The organism is Priestia sp. ABM2_011 (assembly GCF_056158845.1).
In genome coordinates this window covers 120,642-139,462 of record NZ_JBSWUB010000001.1, presented here as the reverse complement: position 1 = coordinate 139,462, position 18,821 = coordinate 120,642, and the positions used below count along the sequence as shown (strand labels likewise).

20 protein-coding genes are annotated in these 18,821 nt (G+C 40.6%); all 20 read left to right on the top strand.

What is annotated here, in order from left to right; genetic code table 11:
• Positions 1 to 2 precede the first annotated feature (2 nt).
• On the top strand, positions 3 to 365 hold the full coding sequence (gene rplL / locus ACXAE4_RS00835) for a 50S ribosomal protein L7/L12 (RefSeq protein WP_013054917.1): 363 nt from the start codon (positions 3 to 5) through the stop codon (positions 363 to 365).
• Between the two features lie 112 nt (positions 366 to 477).
• Positions 478 to 1,080 carry a class I SAM-dependent methyltransferase gene (locus tag ACXAE4_RS00830; protein ID WP_034263652.1) on the top strand — a complete coding sequence of 201 codons (603 nt, stop codon included), beginning with the start codon at positions 478 to 480 and terminating at the stop codon, positions 1,078 to 1,080.
• Between the two features lie 245 nt (positions 1,081 to 1,325).
• Positions 1,326 to 4,889, top strand: coding sequence for a DNA-directed RNA polymerase subunit beta (gene rpoB / locus ACXAE4_RS00825; protein ID WP_028412662.1), 3,564 nt, complete (start codon positions 1,326 to 1,328; stop codon positions 4,887 to 4,889).
• A gap of 62 nt (positions 4,890 to 4,951) precedes the next feature.
• Positions 4,952 to 8,545: a DNA-directed RNA polymerase subunit beta' gene (rpoC, locus tag ACXAE4_RS00820; RefSeq protein WP_013081369.1), complete on the top strand. Its 3,594-nt coding sequence runs from the start codon at positions 4,952 to 4,954 to the stop codon at positions 8,543 to 8,545.
• A gap of 131 nt (positions 8,546 to 8,676) precedes the next feature.
• Positions 8,677 to 8,925 (top strand): 50S ribosomal protein L7ae-like protein, encoded by a 249-nt coding sequence (locus tag ACXAE4_RS00815; protein WP_013054921.1) that lies wholly within the window; start codon positions 8,677 to 8,679, stop codon positions 8,923 to 8,925.
• 99 nt (positions 8,926 to 9,024) lie between these two features.
• Positions 9,025 to 9,447, top strand: coding sequence for a 30S ribosomal protein S12 (gene rpsL, locus ACXAE4_RS00810; protein ID WP_013054922.1), 423 nt, complete (start codon positions 9,025 to 9,027; stop codon positions 9,445 to 9,447).
• 50 nt (positions 9,448 to 9,497) lie between these two features.
• Positions 9,498 to 9,968, top strand: a complete 471-nt coding sequence (gene rpsG, locus ACXAE4_RS00805) for a 30S ribosomal protein S7 (RefSeq protein ID WP_013054923.1) — start codon at positions 9,498 to 9,500, stop codon at positions 9,966 to 9,968.
• 57 nt (positions 9,969 to 10,025) lie between these two features.
• Positions 10,026 to 12,104 carry an elongation factor G gene (gene fusA / locus ACXAE4_RS00800; RefSeq protein WP_028412663.1) on the top strand — a complete coding sequence of 693 codons (2,079 nt, stop codon included), beginning with the start codon at positions 10,026 to 10,028 and terminating at the stop codon, positions 12,102 to 12,104.
• A 116-nt stretch (positions 12,105 to 12,220) separates the two neighbouring features.
• Positions 12,221 to 13,411, top strand: coding sequence for an elongation factor Tu (tuf, locus tag ACXAE4_RS00795; RefSeq protein ID WP_013081371.1), 1,191 nt, complete (start codon positions 12,221 to 12,223; stop codon positions 13,409 to 13,411).
• A gap of 315 nt (positions 13,412 to 13,726) precedes the next feature.
• Complete coding sequence (gene rpsJ, locus ACXAE4_RS00790; protein ID WP_013054926.1) at positions 13,727 to 14,035, top strand: 30S ribosomal protein S10; 309 nt, start codon at positions 13,727 to 13,729, stop codon at positions 14,033 to 14,035.
• Between the two features lie 41 nt (positions 14,036 to 14,076).
• Positions 14,077 to 14,706, top strand: a complete 630-nt coding sequence (gene rplC / locus ACXAE4_RS00785) for a 50S ribosomal protein L3 (protein ID WP_013054927.1) — start codon at positions 14,077 to 14,079, stop codon at positions 14,704 to 14,706.
• Positions 14,707 to 14,734: 28 nt separating this feature from the next.
• The gene (gene rplD, locus ACXAE4_RS00780) at positions 14,735 to 15,358 is read left to right on the top strand and encodes a 50S ribosomal protein L4 (protein ID WP_013081372.1); all 624 of its coding nucleotides are present in this window, start codon (positions 14,735 to 14,737) and stop codon (positions 15,356 to 15,358) included.
• Entirely contained in the window at positions 15,358 to 15,645 is a 288-nt protein-coding gene (gene rplW / locus ACXAE4_RS00775; RefSeq protein WP_028412664.1) for a 50S ribosomal protein L23, read from the top strand. Before rplD ends, rplW begins: the two co-directional genes overlap by 1 nt.
• A gap of 27 nt (positions 15,646 to 15,672) precedes the next feature.
• Entirely contained in the window at positions 15,673 to 16,503 is an 831-nt protein-coding gene (gene rplB, locus ACXAE4_RS00770; RefSeq protein ID WP_013081374.1) for a 50S ribosomal protein L2, read from the top strand.
• Between the two features lie 57 nt (positions 16,504 to 16,560).
• Entirely contained in the window at positions 16,561 to 16,839 is a 279-nt protein-coding gene (gene rpsS / locus ACXAE4_RS00765; RefSeq protein ID WP_013054931.1) for a 30S ribosomal protein S19, read from the top strand.
• 19 nt (positions 16,840 to 16,858) lie between these two features.
• Entirely contained in the window at positions 16,859 to 17,200 is a 342-nt protein-coding gene (gene rplV, locus ACXAE4_RS00760; RefSeq protein WP_013054932.1) for a 50S ribosomal protein L22, read from the top strand.
• Between the two features lie 3 nt (positions 17,201 to 17,203).
• Complete coding sequence (rpsC, locus tag ACXAE4_RS00755; protein ID WP_013054933.1) at positions 17,204 to 17,860, top strand: 30S ribosomal protein S3; 657 nt, start codon at positions 17,204 to 17,206, stop codon at positions 17,858 to 17,860.
• 2 nt (positions 17,861 to 17,862) lie between these two features.
• Positions 17,863 to 18,297, top strand: coding sequence for a 50S ribosomal protein L16 (gene rplP, locus ACXAE4_RS00750; RefSeq protein WP_013054934.1), 435 nt, complete (start codon positions 17,863 to 17,865; stop codon positions 18,295 to 18,297).
• Positions 18,287 to 18,487 (top strand): 50S ribosomal protein L29, encoded by a 201-nt coding sequence (rpmC, locus tag ACXAE4_RS00745; RefSeq protein WP_013054935.1) that lies wholly within the window; start codon positions 18,287 to 18,289, stop codon positions 18,485 to 18,487. Before rplP ends, rpmC begins: the two co-directional genes overlap by 11 nt.
• 25 nt (positions 18,488 to 18,512) lie before the next feature.
• Positions 18,513 to 18,776, top strand: coding sequence for a 30S ribosomal protein S17 (gene rpsQ, locus ACXAE4_RS00740; RefSeq protein WP_013054936.1), 264 nt, complete (start codon positions 18,513 to 18,515; stop codon positions 18,774 to 18,776).
• The last annotated feature ends 45 nt before the right edge of the window (positions 18,777 to 18,821 follow it).

Genomic DNA, 18,821 nt, shown 5'->3' with positions numbered 1-18,821 from the left:
CAATGACTCAAGAACAAATCATTGAAGCAGTTAAAAATATGACTGTTTTAGAACTTAACGATTTAGTAAAAGCAATCGAAGAAGAATTTGGCGTAACTGCTGCTGCTCCTGTAGCTGTAGCTGGCGGTGCTGCTGGTGAAGCTGCTGCTGAGAAAACTGAATTTGACCTAGTACTTGAAAGTGCTGGCGGACAAAAAATCAAAGTTATCAAAGTAGTACGTGAAATCACTGGTCTTGGCTTAAAAGAAGCTAAAGAAATCGTTGATAACGCTCCAAAAGCCCTTAAAGAAGGTATTTCTAAAGAAGAAGCTGAAGAAGCAAAAGCTAAACTTGAAGAAGTTGGCGCTTCTGTAGAAGTTAAGTAATTATTGCTTAACAACTGATATAAAAAAGCTCGCTTGTACAAGCGAGCTTTTTTGCTTCTGTCATCCTTTTCATTTATAGTAAAGAAGAACATATTGATTAGGAGGTTCTATTTTGACAGAACATTATTTTTCTAATACACCATCGTCTGCAAGTAATGAAGAGCGCTTTTCATTTGAATTGAGAGGAACCTCTTTTTCATTTACGAGTGACAGCGGTGTTTTTTCAAAAAAAGAGATCGATTTTGGATCGCGCCTGTTAATTGAAACGTTTCAAATGCCTGAGAGTCCCGGCCCGCTTCTGGATGTTGGGTGCGGATATGGCCCGATTGGGTTGGCTCTTGCAAAAGAGGATAGCCAAAGAAACGTTCATATGGTCGATGTTAATGAACGTGCATTAGCACTAGCTCAAAAAAATGCTGAAGTTAATTCAGTATCAAATGTTTCAATCTATCAAAGCTCTTGCTATGAAAATGTGAAGGAAACGAATTTTGCAGCTATTCTTAGTAATCCGCCGATCCGTGCGGGTAAAAAAGTTGTTCATGAAATTCTAGAAAAGTCATTAGATCACCTTGCTGACCAAGGAGAACTTTGGATTGTGATTCAGAAAAAGCAAGGAGCGCCATCTGCTCTTGCGAAATTAGAATCTCTATTTAATGAAGTAGAAGTAGTAGAAAAGAAAAAAGGGTATTATATCATATGTGCTAAAAAATGTTGACTAATATTTTTTAGTATGTTAGCATTATAAAATGCCAATATATAAATATTCCATATAAGCTCGGGTTATACATAAAATAAAAGGTATAATTTTGAATTATATGGGAAAAACTAATAAAATCAATAGTACGTTTTTATGAAATTGTGGTTTTCTATTTAAAGAGACCATTTTTCTTTTGTTCAATAATAAACATATGGTTTATTATATATTTTGAATAATAACGCTTGATTTGAGGGGTGAATCAGTTGACAGGTCAACTAGTTCAGTATGGACGCCACCGCCAACGCAGAAGTTATGCTCGTATTAGTGAAGTTTTAGAGTTACCGAACTTAATCGAGATTCAAACGGCTTCATACCAATGGTTTTTAGATGAAGGTTTACGAGAAATGTTCCAAGATATTTCTCCAATTGATGATTTTACAGGTAACTTATCACTAGAATTTATTGATTACAGCTTAGGTGAGCCAAAGTATTCAGTAGGAGAGTCTAAAGAACGTGATGTAACTTATGCAGCACCTCTTCGTGTTAAGGTGCGGTTAATTAATAAAGAAACAGGTGAAGTAAAAGACCAAGATGTGTTCATGGGAGATTTCCCATTGATGACCGAAACAGGTACCTTTGTAATTAATGGTGCTGAGCGTGTTATCGTATCACAGTTGGTTCGTTCACCAAGTGTTTACTATAGTGGAAAGCTTGATAAAAACGGTAAAAAAGGATATACAGCAACTGTTATCCCTAACCGTGGTGCATGGCTAGAATATGAAACTGATGCAAAAGATGTAGTATACGTGCGTATTGATCGTACTCGTAAACTGCCAGTAACAGTGCTGTTACGCGCGCTAGGTTTCGGTTCTGACCAAGAGATTATCGATTTAATCGGTGATAATGAATACATCCGTAATACGCTTGAAAAAGATAATACGGAAACAACGGAAAAAGCGCTATTAGAAATCTATGAGCGTTTACGTCCGGGTGAACCACCGACAGTTGAGAATGCGAAGTCTCTATTAGTATCTCGCTTCTTTGATCCAAAACGATATGACTTAGCGAACGTAGGTCGCTATAAAATTAATAAAAAGCTTCATATCAAACATCGCTTATTTAATCAAAAGCTAGCTGAAACATTAGTTGATCCTGAAACAGGTGAAATTATTGCAGAAAAAGGCGCAATGATTGATCGCCGTCTGCTAGATCGCTTGATTCCGATGCTTGAAGGTGGAGTAAACTTTAAAACTTATAGTCCGGTTGGTGGAGTAGTAGAAGACGATGTTACATTACAATCTATTAAGATTTATGCGCCAAATGATCCAGAAGGTGAAAAAGTCATCACTGTATCAGGCAACGCTTATGTAACAGAAGAAGTTAAAAATATCACACCTGCTGATATCCTAGCATCAATCAGTTACTTCTTTAACTTGCTTCATCAAGTAGGAGACACAGATGATATCGACCACTTAGGTAACCGTCGTCTGCGTTCTGTAGGTGAATTGTTACAAAACCAATTCCGTATCGGTTTATCTCGTATGGAACGTGTTGTTCGTGAAAGAATGTCAATTCAAGACACGAATACAATCACACCTCAACAATTAATTAATATTCGTCCAGTTATTGCGGCGATTAAAGAGTTCTTTGGAAGTTCTCAATTATCACAGTTCATGGATCAAACGAATCCATTAGGCGAATTGACGCACAAACGTCGTCTTTCAGCTCTAGGACCTGGTGGTTTAACGCGTGAACGCGCTGGTTTCGAAGTGCGTGACGTTCACTACTCCCACTATGGCCGTATGTGTCCGATTGAAACTCCAGAGGGTCCGAATATCGGGTTAATCAACTCACTTTCTTCATATGCAAAAGTAAACAAATTCGGTTTCATCGAAACACCTTACCGTCGTATCGATCCTGAAACAGGTAAAGTGACAGAGCGAATTGACTACTTAACAGCTGATGAAGAAGATAACTATGTTGTAGCCCAAGCGAACGCTCGTCTAGGTGATGATGGTTCATTCTTAGATGAAAATGTCGTTGCACGTTTCCGTGGAGAAAACACGGTTATCCGTCGCGATCGTTTAGACTATATGGATGTATCACCAAAACAAGTTGTATCTGCCGCTACAGCATGTATCCCATTCTTAGAGAACGATGACTCTAACCGTGCATTAATGGGTGCGAACATGCAACGTCAAGCAGTACCTTTATTAAATCCTGAAGCACCAATCGTAGGTACAGGTATGGAATATGTATCTGGTAAAGACTCTGGTGCAGCCGTGATTTGTAAATACCCTGGCGTTGTAGAGCGCGTAGAAGCAAAACAAATTTTTGTTCGCCGCTATGAAGAAGTAGACGGACAAAAAGTTAAAGGTAACTTAGATCAATACAAATTATTAAAATTCGTTCGTTCTAACCAAGGTACTTGTTACAACCAGCGTCCAATTGTTTCAGTTGGCGACGAAGTAGTAAAAGGTGAGATCTTAGCCGACGGTCCTTCAATGGAAAAAGGTGAGCTTGCTTTAGGACGAAACGTAATGGTTGGTTTCATGACATGGGATGGTTACAACTATGAGGATGCCATCATCATGAGTGAACGCCTTGTGAAAGACGATGTATATACGTCTGTTCATATTGAAGAATATGAATCTGAGTCTCGTGATACGAAACTTGGACCTGAAGAAATTACGCGTGACATTCCAAACGTAGGTGAAGATGCGCTTCGCAACTTAGATGAGCGTGGAATCATCCGCATTGGTGCAGAAGTAAAAGATGGAGATCTTTTAGTTGGTAAAGTAACGCCAAAAGGTGTAACAGAACTAACAGCTGAAGAACGTCTTCTACACGCTATTTTCGGTGAAAAAGCTCGTGAAGTTCGTGATACTTCTCTTCGTGTACCGCACGGCGGCGGTGGAATTATCCTTGATGTTAAAGTCTTCAACCGTGAAGATGGCGACGAATTACCACCAGGTGTAAACCAATTAGTCCGTGTATACATTGTTCAGAAGCGTAAAATTTCTGAAGGTGACAAAATGGCCGGTCGTCACGGTAACAAAGGTGTAATTTCACGTATTTTACCGGAAGAAGATATGCCTTACCTACCAGACGGTACGCCAATTGACATCATGTTAAACCCATTAGGGGTACCATCTCGTATGAACATCGGTCAGGTGCTAGAGCTTCATTTAGGTATGGCTGCTCGTAAGCTTGGCATTCACGTTGCGTCTCCAGTATTTGATGGTGCGCGTGAGGAAGATGTTTGGGCAACAATCGAAGAAGCTGGCATGTCTCGTGATGCTAAAACAGTTCTATATGATGGTCGAACAGGTGAACCATTCGATAACCGTGTATCAGTAGGAATCATGTACATGATCAAACTTGCTCACATGGTAGACGATAAACTTCACGCTCGTTCTACTGGACCATACTCACTTGTTACACAACAACCACTTGGTGGTAAAGCGCAGTTCGGTGGACAGCGTTTTGGTGAGATGGAAGTATGGGCACTTGAAGCATACGGTGCTGCTTATACATTACAAGAGATCTTAACAGTGAAATCAGACGACGTAGTAGGTCGTGTGAAAACATACGAAGCAATTGTTAAAGGTGAAAACATTCCAGAACCTGGCATACCTGAATCGTTCAAAGTATTAATCAAAGAACTACAAAGTTTAGGTATGGATGTGAAGATGCTTTCTGCTGACGAGCAAGAAATTGATATCATGGACTCAGAAGAGGACCATGAGCAACCAACAGAATCAATTATTGCAGATAACGAAGAAAGCCTTTCTGAAGGACAAAAAGATCCTGTCACAAAAGAGTAAGGAATTACTTTCATATAAACGTTAAGGGAAAAAACCTGTAGATTAAAAGGGAGGTAGGCTCCTTGCTAGATGTAAATAACTTTGAGTATATGAAAATCGGTCTAGCTTCGCCAGATAAAATTCGTTCTTGGTCGTACGGTGAGGTAAAAAAACCTGAAACGATCAACTATCGTACGTTAAAACCTGAAAAAGACGGCTTATTCTGTGAGCGTATTTTTGGTCCACAAAAGGACTGGGAATGTCACTGCGGAAAATATAAGCGCGTTCGTTATAAAGGTGTTGTATGTGATCGTTGTGGCGTAGAAGTTACGCGCGCAAAAGTTCGTCGTGAACGCATGGGTCACATCGAACTAGCTGCACCTGTTTCACATATTTGGTACTTCAAAGGTATTCCTAGCCGCATGGGACTTGTCTTAGACATGTCCCCTCGTGCGCTAGAGGAAATCATTTATTTTGCTTCTTATGTAGTAACAGATGCTGGTGATACACCACTTGAAAAGAAACAGCTTTTATCAGAGAAAGAATACCGTGCGTATCGTGAGAAGTACGGACAAACTTTCCATGCAGCAATGGGTGCTGAAGCTGTTAAAAAATTATTGCATGACATCGATCTTGATAAAGAAGTAGATGCTTTGAAAGAAGAATTGAAAACTGCTCAAGGTCAACGTCGTACACGTGCTATTAAACGTTTAGAGGTACTAGAGGCTTTCCGTCATTCTGGTAACGAACCTTCTTGGATGATTTTAGACGTTCTACCGGTTATTCCGCCAGAACTTCGTCCAATGGTTCAATTAGATGGTGGACGCTTTGCTACGTCTGATCTAAATGATTTATATCGCCGTGTAATTAACCGTAACAACCGCTTAAAGCGTTTATTAGACCTTGGAGCTCCTAGCATTATCGTTCAAAACGAAAAGCGTATGCTTCAAGAAGCTGTAGATGCATTAATCGATAATGGTCGTCGTGGCCGTCCGGTAACAGGACCAGGTAACCGTCCATTAAAATCTCTTTCTCACATGTTAAAAGGTAAGCAAGGTCGCTTCCGTCAAAACTTATTAGGTAAACGTGTTGACTACTCTGGCCGTTCGGTAATCGTTGTAGGTCCGAACTTAAAGATGTATCAATGTGGTCTTCCAAAAGAAATGGCGTTAGAGCTTTTCAAACCTTTCGTAATGAAAGAGCTTGTTGAACGCGGTTTAGCTCATAACATCAAGAGTGCAAAACGTAAAATTGAACGTGTGCAACCTGAAGTATGGGACGTATTAGAATCGGTTATTAAAGAGCATCCAGTTCTTTTAAACCGTGCACCAACGCTACACAGACTAGGTATTCAAGCATTTGAACCTACGCTTGTAGAAGGTCGCGCTATTCGTCTTCATCCGCTTGTATGTACAGCATATAACGCTGACTTTGACGGTGACCAAATGGCGGTTCACGTTCCATTATCTGCGGAAGCACAAGCAGAAGCACGTATCTTAATGCTTGCTGCTCAAAATATCTTGAACCCTAAAGATGGTAAACCAGTTGTTACACCTTCACAGGATATGGTATTAGGTAACTACTACTTAACGCTTGAGCGTGAAGAGGCAGTTGGAGAAGGCATGGTGTTCAAGGATACAAATGAAGCACTATTAGCGTACCAAAACGGTTATGTGCATCTTCATACACGTGTAGGTGTGTATGCAGGTTCTTTAAACAACGAAACGTTTACAGAAGCACAAAATCAACAGTTGCTTGTTACAACGGTTGGTAAATTAGTTTTCAACGAAATTTTACCAAAATCGTTCCCATACATTAACGAACCAACAAGAGAAAACTTAGAAGTGAAAACTCCTGAGAAGTACTTTGTTGAAAAAGGTGCAGATGTGAAGGAATTCATCAAGAATCAACCGGCTATCGCACCGTTTAAGAAAAAAATCTTAGGTAATATTATCGCTGAAGTATTTAAACGTTTCAAAATTACTGAGACTTCTAAAATGCTTGACCGTATGAAAGACCTAGGTTTCAAATATTCTACTAAAGCTGGTATTACAGTTGGTGTAGCTGATATCGTGGTTTTAGGAGAAAAAGAAGTTATCTTAACAGAAGCGCAAGCTAAAGTAGATAACGTACTAAAACAATTCCGTCGCGGTTTAATTACTGAAGATGAGCGTTATGAGCGTGTTATCTCTGTATGGAGTAGCGCGAAAGACGTTATCCAAGGTAAATTAATGGCGTCATTAGACAAACGCAACCCAATCTTCATGATGAGTGACTCTGGTGCCCGTGGTAACGCATCTAACTTCACTCAGCTTGCAGGTATGCGTGGACTAATGGCCAACCCGTCCGGTCGTATCATTGAGTTACCAATCAAATCTAGTTTCCGTGAAGGTTTAACAGTATTAGAGTACTTTATCTCTACCCATGGTGCACGTAAAGGTCTTGCCGATACGGCTCTTAAAACAGCTGACTCAGGTTACCTTACTCGTCGTCTGGTTGACGTAGCACAAGACGTTATCGTACGTGATGACGACTGTGGTACAGACCGCGGTATTCTGGCTGTTGCAATCAAAGAAGGAACAGAAGAAATTGAGAAACTTGATGAGCGTCTAATTGGACGTTATGCAAGAAAAACACTACTTCACCCAGGAACAAACGAAGTGTTAGTGAAAGAAAACGAACTAATTACAGAAGACCTAGCTGAAACAATTGTGGATGCTGGTGTTGAAGAAGTATGGATTCGTTCTGCATTCACATGTAACACTCGCCACGGTGTATGTAAAAAATGTTACGGTCGTAACCTTGCAACTGGTTCAGAAGTTGAAGTGGGCGAGGCAGTTGGTATCATCGCTGCTCAATCTATCGGTGAGCCAGGTACACAGTTAACGATGCGTACATTCCATACAGGTGGGGTTGCTGGAGACGATATCACTCAAGGTTTACCGCGTATCCAAGAGATTTTCGAAGCGCGTAACCCTAAAGGTCAAGCCGTTATTTCTGAAATTGAAGGTACAATTGCCGGCATTTCTGAAGGACGCGATCGTCAGCACGAAATTACTGTTCAAGGAGAGATTGAAACTCGTTCTTACACAGCTCCGTACAGTGCACGCCTGAAAGTTATTGAAGGACAGCGCATTGCACGTGGTCAAGAATTAACGGAAGGTTCAATTGATCCTAAAGAATTACTAAAAGTAAAAGACATCACGGCTGTACAAGAGTACTTGCTTCGTGAGGTGCAAAAAGTATACCGTATGCAAGGGGTAGAAATTGGAGATAAACACGTAGAGGTAATGGTTCGCCAAATGCTTCGTAAAGTGCGTGTAATGGATTCAGGAGATACAGATGTATTACCAGGTTCATTACTTGATATTCACCAATTCACTGATGCAAATGAAAAAGTATTACTTGAAGGCAATCGTCCAGCGACAGGCCGTCCTGTATTACTTGGTATTACAAAAGCATCTCTTGAAACTGATTCCTTCTTATCTGCTGCGTCATTCCAAGAAACAACGCGTGTTCTTACGGATGCTGCAATCAAAGGAAAACGTGATGAGTTGCTTGGACTTAAAGAGAATGTTATCATTGGTAAGCTAGTTCCGGCTGGTACAGGTATGACGAGATATCGTAATGCTGAACCGATCAAAAACCAAGCTGAAGAAACGGTAACAATCGACTAATTATAAAATCATTACTCTAGAATGGATGTTTTTTTAAAAAACTACGAAACGTTAGTTGACATCCATTCTAGGGAATGATACTATATCAAAGGTGCTCCTATAAACTACCTGTTACTTTGGAGGATATGATAATGTCTTATGAAAAAGTATTACAGGCTGATCATATTATTGTAGGAACAAAGCAGACGGTGAAAGCATTAAAAAAAGGTACAGTAAAGGAAGTCATCATTGCTGAAGACGCTGATTTTTATGTCACATCCATTGTGGCAAAAACGGCACAGCAAGAAAACGTTCCGTATACGTATGTCCCTTCTATGCGAAAGCTTGGTCAAGCTTGTAGGATAGAAGTTAACGCTGCAACTGTTGCAATTATTAGTTAACACGTTTTTGAACTTTTAGTTTCAAAGACTTTGTTTTTTGCTAAAAAATGAACCACCTGGATGTGTGGTCTTACAAAAGGCGAAAGGAGGAAAAATTAAATGCCTACTATTAACCAATTAATCCGTAATGGTCGTGTGAGTAAAGGTAAAAAATCTGACTCACCTGCTTTAAACAGAGGTTACAACAGCTTCAAGAAAGCTCAAACTAACCAATCTTCTCCACAAAAACGTGGTGTATGTACACGTGTGGGTACTATGACACCGAAGAAACCGAACTCGGCTCTTCGTAAATATGCTCGTGTACGTTTAACAAACGGTATCGAGGTAACAGCTTATATCCCAGGTATTGGTCACAACTTACAAGAACACAGCGTGGTACTTATCCGCGGTGGACGTGTAAAAGATTTACCAGGGGTACGTTACCATATCGTACGTGGTGCACTTGATACTGCTGGTGTGGATGGCCGTATGCAAGGTCGTTCTAAATATGGTACTAAGCGACCAAAAGCAGCTAAAAAATAATAGCTTAACAATTAATAGATAAACTTTTAAAAGTGAAAGGAGGAAGTAGAATGCCACGTAAGGGACCTGTTGCAAAAAGAGACGTATTACCAGATCCGATTTACAATTCTAAGCTTGTATCTCGCTTAATCAACAAAATGATGCTTGATGGAAAGCGCGGTAAGTCACAAGCTATTCTTTATAGAGCATTCGATTTAGTACAAGAGCGCAGTGGTAAAGAAGCTATGGAAGTATTCGACCAAGCTCTTAAAAACATCATGCCTGTACTAGAAGTTAGAGCACGCCGTGTAGGGGGTTCTAACTACCAAGTTCCTGTAGAAGTACGTCCAGAGCGTCGTACTACTTTAGGTCTTCGTTGGTTAGTAAACTATGCTCGTCTTCGTGGAGAAAAAACGATGGAAGAGCGTTTAGCTAACGAAATCCTTGACGCAGCTAACAACACTGGTGCTGCAGTTAAGAAACGTGAAGATACTCACAAAATGGCAGAAGCTAATAAAGCATTTGCTCATTACCGTTGGTAATCTTTTAACGAAACTTTTAAAAAAACAAATTATAATATGGAAGGAGAAATACCTAAGATGGCAAGAGAGTTCTCCTTAGAAAACACTCGTAATATTGGGATCATGGCTCACATTGATGCTGGTAAAACAACAACAACTGAGCGTGTTCTTTATTATACTGGCCGTATCCATAAAATTGGTGAAACTCATGAAGGAGCTTCACAAATGGACTGGATGGAGCAAGAGCAAGAACGTGGTATCACTATCACGTCTGCTGCGACAACTGCTTCTTGGAAAGGTCACCGCGTTAACATCATCGATACTCCTGGACACGTAGACTTCACTGTTGAAGTTGAGCGTTCATTACGTGTACTTGATGGCGCTGTGGCAGTTCTTGATGCTCAATCTGGTGTTGAGCCTCAAACAGAAACAGTATGGCGTCAAGCGACTACGTACGGTGTTCCCCGTGTCGTATTCGTTAACAAAATGGACAAAATTGGTGCTGACTTCTTGTACTCTGTAAAAACGATCCACGATCGTTTAGGTGCAAATGCTCACCCAATTCAGTTGCCAATCGGTGCTGAAGATGACTTCGAAGCAATCATTGACCTTGTGGAAATGAAAGCATACTTCTACGAAGATGACTTAGGTACTCGTTCAGAATCTCGTGAAATTCCTGAGGAATACAAAGAGCAAGCTGAAGAATACCGTGCAAGCCTAGTAGAAGCTGTTGCAGAACTTGACGAAGAATTAATGATGAAGTACTTAGACGAAGGCGAGCTTACAGTTGAAGAACTAAAAGCTGGTATCCGTAAAGGTACTTGTGACGTTGAATTCTACCCAGTTATCTGTGGTTCAGCATTCAAAAACAAAGGTGTACAATTAATGCTAGATGCGGTAATTGATTACCTACCATCTCCAGTTGATGTACCAGCAATCCAAGGTATCGTACCTGACACAGAAGAAGAAGTTACGCGTGAGTCTAGCGACAACGCTCCTTTCTCAGCATTAGCGTTCAAAGTTATGACGGACCCTTATGTTGGTAAATTAACGTTCTTCCGTGTGTACTCTGGTGTACTAAGCTCTGGTTCATACATCAAAAACTCTACAAAAGGTAAGCGTGAGCGTGTAGGTCGTATCCTACAAATGCATGCTAACTCTCGTGAAGAGATTTCTGAAGTATACGCTGGAGATATCGCGGCAGCTGTAGGATTAAAAGATACTTCTACTGGTGATACTCTATGTGACGAAAAGAGTCTTGTAATTCTTGAGTCTATGGAATTCCCAGAGCCAGTTATCTCTTTATCTGTTGAGCCAAAATCAAAAGCTGACCAAGATAAAATGACGACAGCTCTTCAAAAGTTACAAGAAGAAGATCCAACTTTCCGTGCGGAAACTAATACAGAGACTGGTCAAATCATCATCTCTGGTATGGGTGAGCTTCACCTTGATATCATCGTTGACCGTATGCGTCGCGAATTCAAAGTAGAAGCAAACGTTGGTGCTCCTCAAGTAGCTTACCGTGAAACTTTCCGCGCTGGTGCGAAAGTTGAAGGTAAATTTGCTCGTCAATCTGGTGGTCGTGGACAATTCGGTCACGTTTGGATTGAGTTCGAACCTAACGAAGAAGGAAAAGGCTTTGAATTTGAGAACAAAATCGTTGGTGGTGTAGTTCCACGTGAATACATCCCTGCAGTTCAAGCTGGTCTTGAAGATGCATTACAAAACGGTGTTCTTGCTGGTTATCCATTAATCGATATCAAAGCTGCTTTAGTTGATGGATCTTACCATGACGTTGACTCAAGTGAGATGGCGTTTAAAATTGCCGCTTCTATGGCTCTTAAAAACGCAGTATCAAAATGTAACCCAGCTATCCTTGAACCAATGATGAAGGTTGAAGTTGTTATCCCTGACGAATACTTAGGAGATATCATGGGTGACGTTACGTCTCGTCGTGGACGTGTAGAAGGTATGGAAGCACGCGGTAACGCTCAAGTTGTACGTGCATTCGTTCCACTTTCTGAAATGTTTGGTTATGCAACTGCATTACGTTCAAACACTCAAGGTCGCGGAACATATTCTATGCACTTCGATCACTACGAAGAAGTTCCTAAATCAATTTCAGAAGAAATTATTAAAAAAAATAAAGGTGAATAATTGATTTTCACTCTTTATTGAAGTATAACTACTTATGTACGCTGTGAAAGTGGAGCTCATTCCCTTTCACGGCCTCATAAAACATAAACTACATGAATTTTAAGGAGGATTTTCGAATGGCTAAGGAAAAATTCGACCGTTCAAAAACACATGCCAATATCGGTACAATTGGTCACGTTGACCATGGTAAAACAACTTTAACAGCTGCTATCACTACTGTTCTTGCTAAGAAAAGTGGTAAAGGTGCAGCAATGGCTTACGACATGATCGACGCTGCTCCAGAAGAGCGCGAGCGTGGAATCACAATCTCAACTGCACACGTTGAGTATGAAACTGACACTCGTCACTATGCACACGTTGACTGCCCAGGACATGCTGACTATGTTAAAAACATGATCACTGGTGCTGCTCAAATGGATGGCGGTATCTTAGTAGTATCTGCTGCTGATGGTCCAATGCCACAAACTCGTGAGCACATCCTTCTTTCTCGTCAAGTAGGTGTACCTTACCTAGTTGTATTCTTAAACAAATGTGACATGGTAGACGACGAAGAGCTACTTGAATTAGTAGAAATGGAAGTACGTGACCTTCTTTCTGAATACGACTTCCCTGGTGACGATGTACCAGTAATCAAAGGTTCTGCTCTTAAAGCTCTTGAAGGCGAAGCTGATTGGGAAGCTAAAATCATCGAGCTTATGGACGCTGTTGATGAGTACATCCCAACTCCAGAACGTGACACTGAAAAACCATTCATGATGCCAGTTGAGGACGTATTCTCAATCACTGGTCGTGGTACAGTTGCTACAGGTCGTGTAGAGCGTGGACAAGTTAAAGTTGGTGACGTTATCGACATCATCGGTTTAACTGAAGAGCCAAAATCTACTACTGTAACAGGTGTAGAAATGTTCCGTAAGCTTCTTGACTATGCTGAAGCTGGCGACAACATCGGTGCTTTACTTCGTGGTGTAGCACGTGAAGAAATCCAACGTGGACAAGTATTAGCTAAACCAGGCTCAATCACTCCACACACTAAATTTACTGCTGAAGTATACGTTCTTTCTAAAGACGAAGGTGGACGTCACACTCCATTCTTCACAAACTACCGTCCACAGTTCTACTTCCGTACAACTGATGTAACTGGTATTTGTAACTTACCTGAAGGCGTAGAAATGGTAATGCCTGGCGACAACATCGAAATGACTGTTGAACTTATCGCTCCAATCGCGATTGAAGAAGGTACTAAATTCTCAATCCGTGAAGGTGGACGTACAGTAGGCGCTGGCGTTGTAGCTAAAATCAGCGAGTAATTTCTCGTTTCAGTAAAGGGAGTAGGGTAACCTACTCCTTTTTTATTTGGTGATAAAAGGTAAAGATAGTTTTTACTATTACACTTGCAAAATGATCTCCTTTTATATATAATGAAAAAAGTGTGCGACACATAAAAAAGTTTTTTAACTTTATTGTTGCAATATGAACCCATTTTTAGTATAATAAAAATGTTGGTCTTTGACTGCGATGATGCGGAAGGTTGCCGACACACCCGGCCGCTTTGCCATGGCGAGTGTGGGGAAATTTCCGCGGAGAATGTCTATTGTAAAATAGGCGAAAAAGGAGGGAAAATAATGGCAAAAGAAAAAATTCGCATTCGTTTAAAAGCATATGATCACAGAATTCTTGATCAATCTGCTGAGAAAATCGTAGAAACTGCAAAACGTTCTGGTGCGGCTGTATCTGGTCCGATTCCATTACCGACTGAAAAATCAATTTATACAATTCTACGTGCAGTACACAAATATAAAGATTCTCGTGAGCAGTTCGAAATGCGCACGCATAAACGCTTAATTGATATCGTGAATCCAACACCACAAACTGTTGATTCATTAATGCGTTTAGACTTACCATCTGGTGTAGATATCGAAATTAAACTTTAATTTAAAATAAAGAATGAAAAGATACTTAGGAGGTGTGACTAATGGCCAAAGGAATCTTAGGAAGAAAGATCGGTATGACTCAAGTATTTGCTGAAAATGGTGACTTGATCCCAGTAACAGTAATTGAAGCTTCTGCTAACGTAGTTCTTCAAGTTAAAAACGCTGAGACAGACGGTTACGAAGCAATCCAATTAGGTTTCGAAGATATCCGTGAAAAACTATCTAACAAACCTGCAAAAGGACATGCTACTAAAGCTAATACTGCTCCTAAGCGCTTCATCCGTGAGTTACGCGGTGTGGACGCTTCAGCATATGAGGTTGGTCAAGAAGTCAAGGTTGATATTTTCGCAGAAGGCGATGTAATTGATGTAACAGGAATCTCAAAAGGTAAAGGTTTCCAAGGTGCTATTAAACGCCACGGACAATCTCGCGGACCTATGTCTCATGGTTCTCGCTACCACCGTCGCCCAGGTTCAATGGGTCCTGTAGCTCCAAACCGCGTATTTAAAGGTAAATTATTACCAGGACGCATGGGTGGAGAGCGCATCACTGTGCAAAACTTATCAATCGTTAAAGTTGACGCAGAACGCAATCTTTTATTAGTAAAAGGTAACGTGCCAGGAGCTAGAAAATCTCTAGTTACTGTTAAATCTGCAGTTAAATCTAAATAATAATTCTTCGAGAAAGGAGGAATAACCAATGCCAAAAGTAGCATTGTTTAACCAAAACGGTGAAAACGTTGGAGAGATCGAACTTCAAGATGCCGTTTTCGGTATCGAACCAAACAACAAAGTACTTTTCGACGCGATCGTAATGCAACGCGCATCTCAACGTCAAGGTACTTCTAAAGTTAAAAATCGTTCTGAAGTAAGAGGCGGTGGCCGTAAGCCATGGCGTCAAAAAGGTACTGGTCGTGCTCGTCAAGGATCTATCCGTTCTCCACAATGGCGTGGTGGTGGCGTAGTATTTGGTCCAGTTCCAAGAAGCTATAGCTACAAATTACCTAAAAAAGTTCGTCGTTTAGCAATTAAGTCTGCATTATCAACTAAAGCTCAAGATAACAGCATCGTTGTTCTTGAAGCTCTTTCTTTTGACGCTCCAAAAACAAAAGAAATGGTAGCAGTTCTTAAAAACCTAACAGTAGAACGCAAAGCATTAGTAGTAACTGCTGATCTTAACGAAAATGTTGCACTTTCAGCACGTAATATTCCTGGTGTAACAGTTGTTGCAGCTAATGGTTTAAGCGTATTAGACGTTATGAACCATGATAAGCTTGTAATCACTAAAGACGCAGTTGAAAAAGTAGAGGAGGTGCTTGCATAATGAAAGATCCTCGTGATATTATTAAGCGCCCCGTAATTACAGAACGTTCAACAGACTTAATGGCTGAGAAAAAATATACGTTTGATGTTGATGTAAAAGCTAATAAAACTGAGGTTAAAGATGCTATCGAAAAAATCTTTGACGTAAAAGTTGAAAAAGTAAACATCATGAACTACAAAGGTAAATTCAAGCGTGTAGGTCGCTACAGTGGTCTTACTAACCGTCGTCGTAAAGCGGTAGTAACACTAACTCAAGAGAGCAACGAAATCGAATTCTTCGAAGCTTAAGATTACTAGAGAAGGAGGGAAATTGAGATGGCGATTAAAAAGTATAAACCAACCTCAAATGGTCGTCGTGGTATGTCAGTTTCTGATTTCGCTGAAATTACTACTGACAAACCAGAAAAATCGTTACTTGCACCTGTCAAGAGAAAAGGTGGTCGTAACAACCAAGGTAAATTGACTGTTCGTCACCAAGGTGGTGGGCACAAGCGTCAATACCGTATCATCGATTTTAAACGCGATAAAGATGGAATACCTGGACGCGTTGCTACAATCGAATATGATCCAAACCGTTCAGCTAACATCGCATTAATTCATTATGCTGATGGTGAAAAACGTTACATCCTTGCTCCTAAAAACCTAAAAGTAGGTTTAGAAGTTATGTCAGGTCCTGAAGCTGACATTAAAGTAGGTAACGCGCTTCCTTTAGCTAACATCCCTGTTGGTACAGTAGTACACAACATCGAATTGAAACCTGGTAAAGGTGGACAATTAGTTCGTTCTGCAGGTACATCTGCTCAAGTACTTGGTAAAGAAGGTAAATACGTATTAGTACGTTTAACTTCTGGTGAAGTACGCATGATCCTTGCAACTTGTCGTGCAACTGTAGGTCAAGTTGGTAACGAACAACACGAGTTAATCAACATCGGTAAAGCCGGTCGTTCTCGTTGGTTAGGTATTCGTCCAACTGTACGTGGTTCTGTAATGAACCCTAACGATCACCCACACGGTGGTGGTGAAGGACGTTCTCCAATCGGACGTAAGTCTCCAATGAGTCCATGGGGTAAACCAACACTTGGTTACAAAACTCGTAAGAAGAAAAACAAATCCGATAAATTTATCGTTCGTCGTCGTAAAAAATAACGGGATTGAGCTACGGTTCAAACGAACCGTAGGACAATCACGAAGGGAGGTTCATTTATGGGTCGCAGCTTAAAGAAAGGACCTTTTGTAGATGACCATTTAATCAACAAAATTGAGAAGTTAAACGAAACTGACAGCAAGCAAGTAGTAAAAACTTGGTCTCGTCGTTCAACTATCTTCCCTCAGTTCATTGGTCATACAATTGCTGTATATGACGGTCGTAAACATGTACCAGTTTATGTTACTGAAGACATGGTAGGTCACAAACTTGGTGAATTCGCACCATCTCGTACTTACAAAGGTCACGCAAGTGATGATAAGAAAACAAGACGCTAATATGAGAGGAGGCTTTTAAATGCAAGCTAAAGCTGTCGCGAGAACAGTACGTATTGCTCCTCGTAAAGTTCGTTTAGTTGTAGATTTAATTCGAGGTAAGCAAGTGGGTGAAGCGCTAGCAGTGCTACTTCACACGCCAAAGGCTGCTTCTCCAGTCGTTGAGAAAGTATTAAAATCTGCTATTGCCAATGCAGAACACAATTATGAAATGGACGCTAACAATTTAGTTATTACTGACGCTTTTGTTAACGAAGGTCCAACTTTAAAACGTTTCCGTCCACGCGCTATGGGACGTGCAAGCCAAATTAACAAGCGCACAAGCCACATCACAATCGTGGTATCAGAAAAGAAGGAGGGATAATTCATGGGTCAAAAGGTAAATCCGGTCGGTCTTCGCGTCGGTGTCATCCGTGATTGGGAATCAAGATGGTTCGCTGGCAAAGACTACGCTGACTTATTACATGAAGACTTAAAAGTACGTGAATATATCGCTAAACGTTTAAACGATGCAGCTGTTTCTAAAGTTGAAATCGAACGCGCTGCTAACCGCTTAAACGTAACGATCCACACTGCAAAACCTGGTATGGTAATTGGTAAAGGTGGTACTGAAGTAGAATCACTTCGTAAAGCTCTTAACCAATTAACAGGCAAGCGTGTACACATTAACATCCTTGAAATTAAACGAGCAGATTTAGATGCTAAACTAGTAGCTGAAAACATCGCTCGCCAACTTGAGAACCGTGTATCATTCCGTCGTGCTCAAAAGCAAGCTATCCAACGTAGTATGCGTGCTGGCGCACAAGGTATCAAAACAATGGTATCTGGTCGTTTAGGCGGAGCTGATATTGCTCGTTCTGAATATTACAGTGAAGGTACAGTTCCACTTCATACACTTCGCGCTGATATTGACTATGCTCACGCTGAAGCAGATACTACTTATGGTAAACTTGGTGTGAAAGTATGGATCTATCGTGGAGAGGTTCTTCCTACTAAAAAGAAAACTGAGGAAGGAGGAAAATAATTATGTTATTACCAAAACGCGTTAAATATCGTCGCGAACATCGCGGAAAAATGCGTGGACGCGCTAAAGGTGGTACGGAAGTACATTTCGGTGAATTCGGTTTACAAGCTACTGAAGCTTCTTGGATTACAAACCGTCAAATCGAAGCTGCTCGTATCGCAATGACTCGTTACATGAAACGTGGCGGTAAAGTATGGATTAAAATTTTCCCTTCTAAACCTTATACTGCTAAGCCTCTAGAAGTCCGAATGGGTTCTGGTAAAGGTGCTCCTGAAGGTTGGGTAGCAGTTGTTAAACCTGGAAAAGTAATGTTTGAAATTTCAGGTGTATCTGAAGAGGTTGCACGTGAAGCTTTACGTTTAGCTGCACACAAGCTACCTGTAAAATGTAAGTTTGTAAAACGTGAAGAAATTGGTGGTGATTCTAATGAAAGCTAATGAAATTCGTGACCTTACCACTGCTGAAATTGAACAAAAAGTTAAGGCTTTAAAAGAAGAGTTGTTTAACCTTCGTTTCCAATTAGCGACTGGACAATTAGAGAATACTACTCGTATTCGCGAAGTGCGCAAATCGATCGCTCGTATGAAAACTGTAGTTCGTGAAAGAGAGATTGCTGCTAATAAATAATTAAGTCTGAGAGGAGGCTTTCAGAATGAGTGAACGCAACCAACGTAAAGTTTACACTGGCCGCGTAGTTTCTGACAAAATGGATAAGACTGTTACTGTTCTTGTTGAAACTTACAAAAAGCATTCGCTTTATGGCAAGCGTGTAAAATACTCAAAGAAATTCAAAGCTCACGATGAAAACAATACAGCTCAACTAGGCGATATCGTGAAGATCATGGAAACTCGTCCGTTATCAGCTACTAAACGTTTCCGTCTAGTAGAAGTTGTAGAAAAAGCTGTTATCATCTAATAGTTAAGATAGATCGGATAAGAATGATTCATCCGAAGGGAGGTT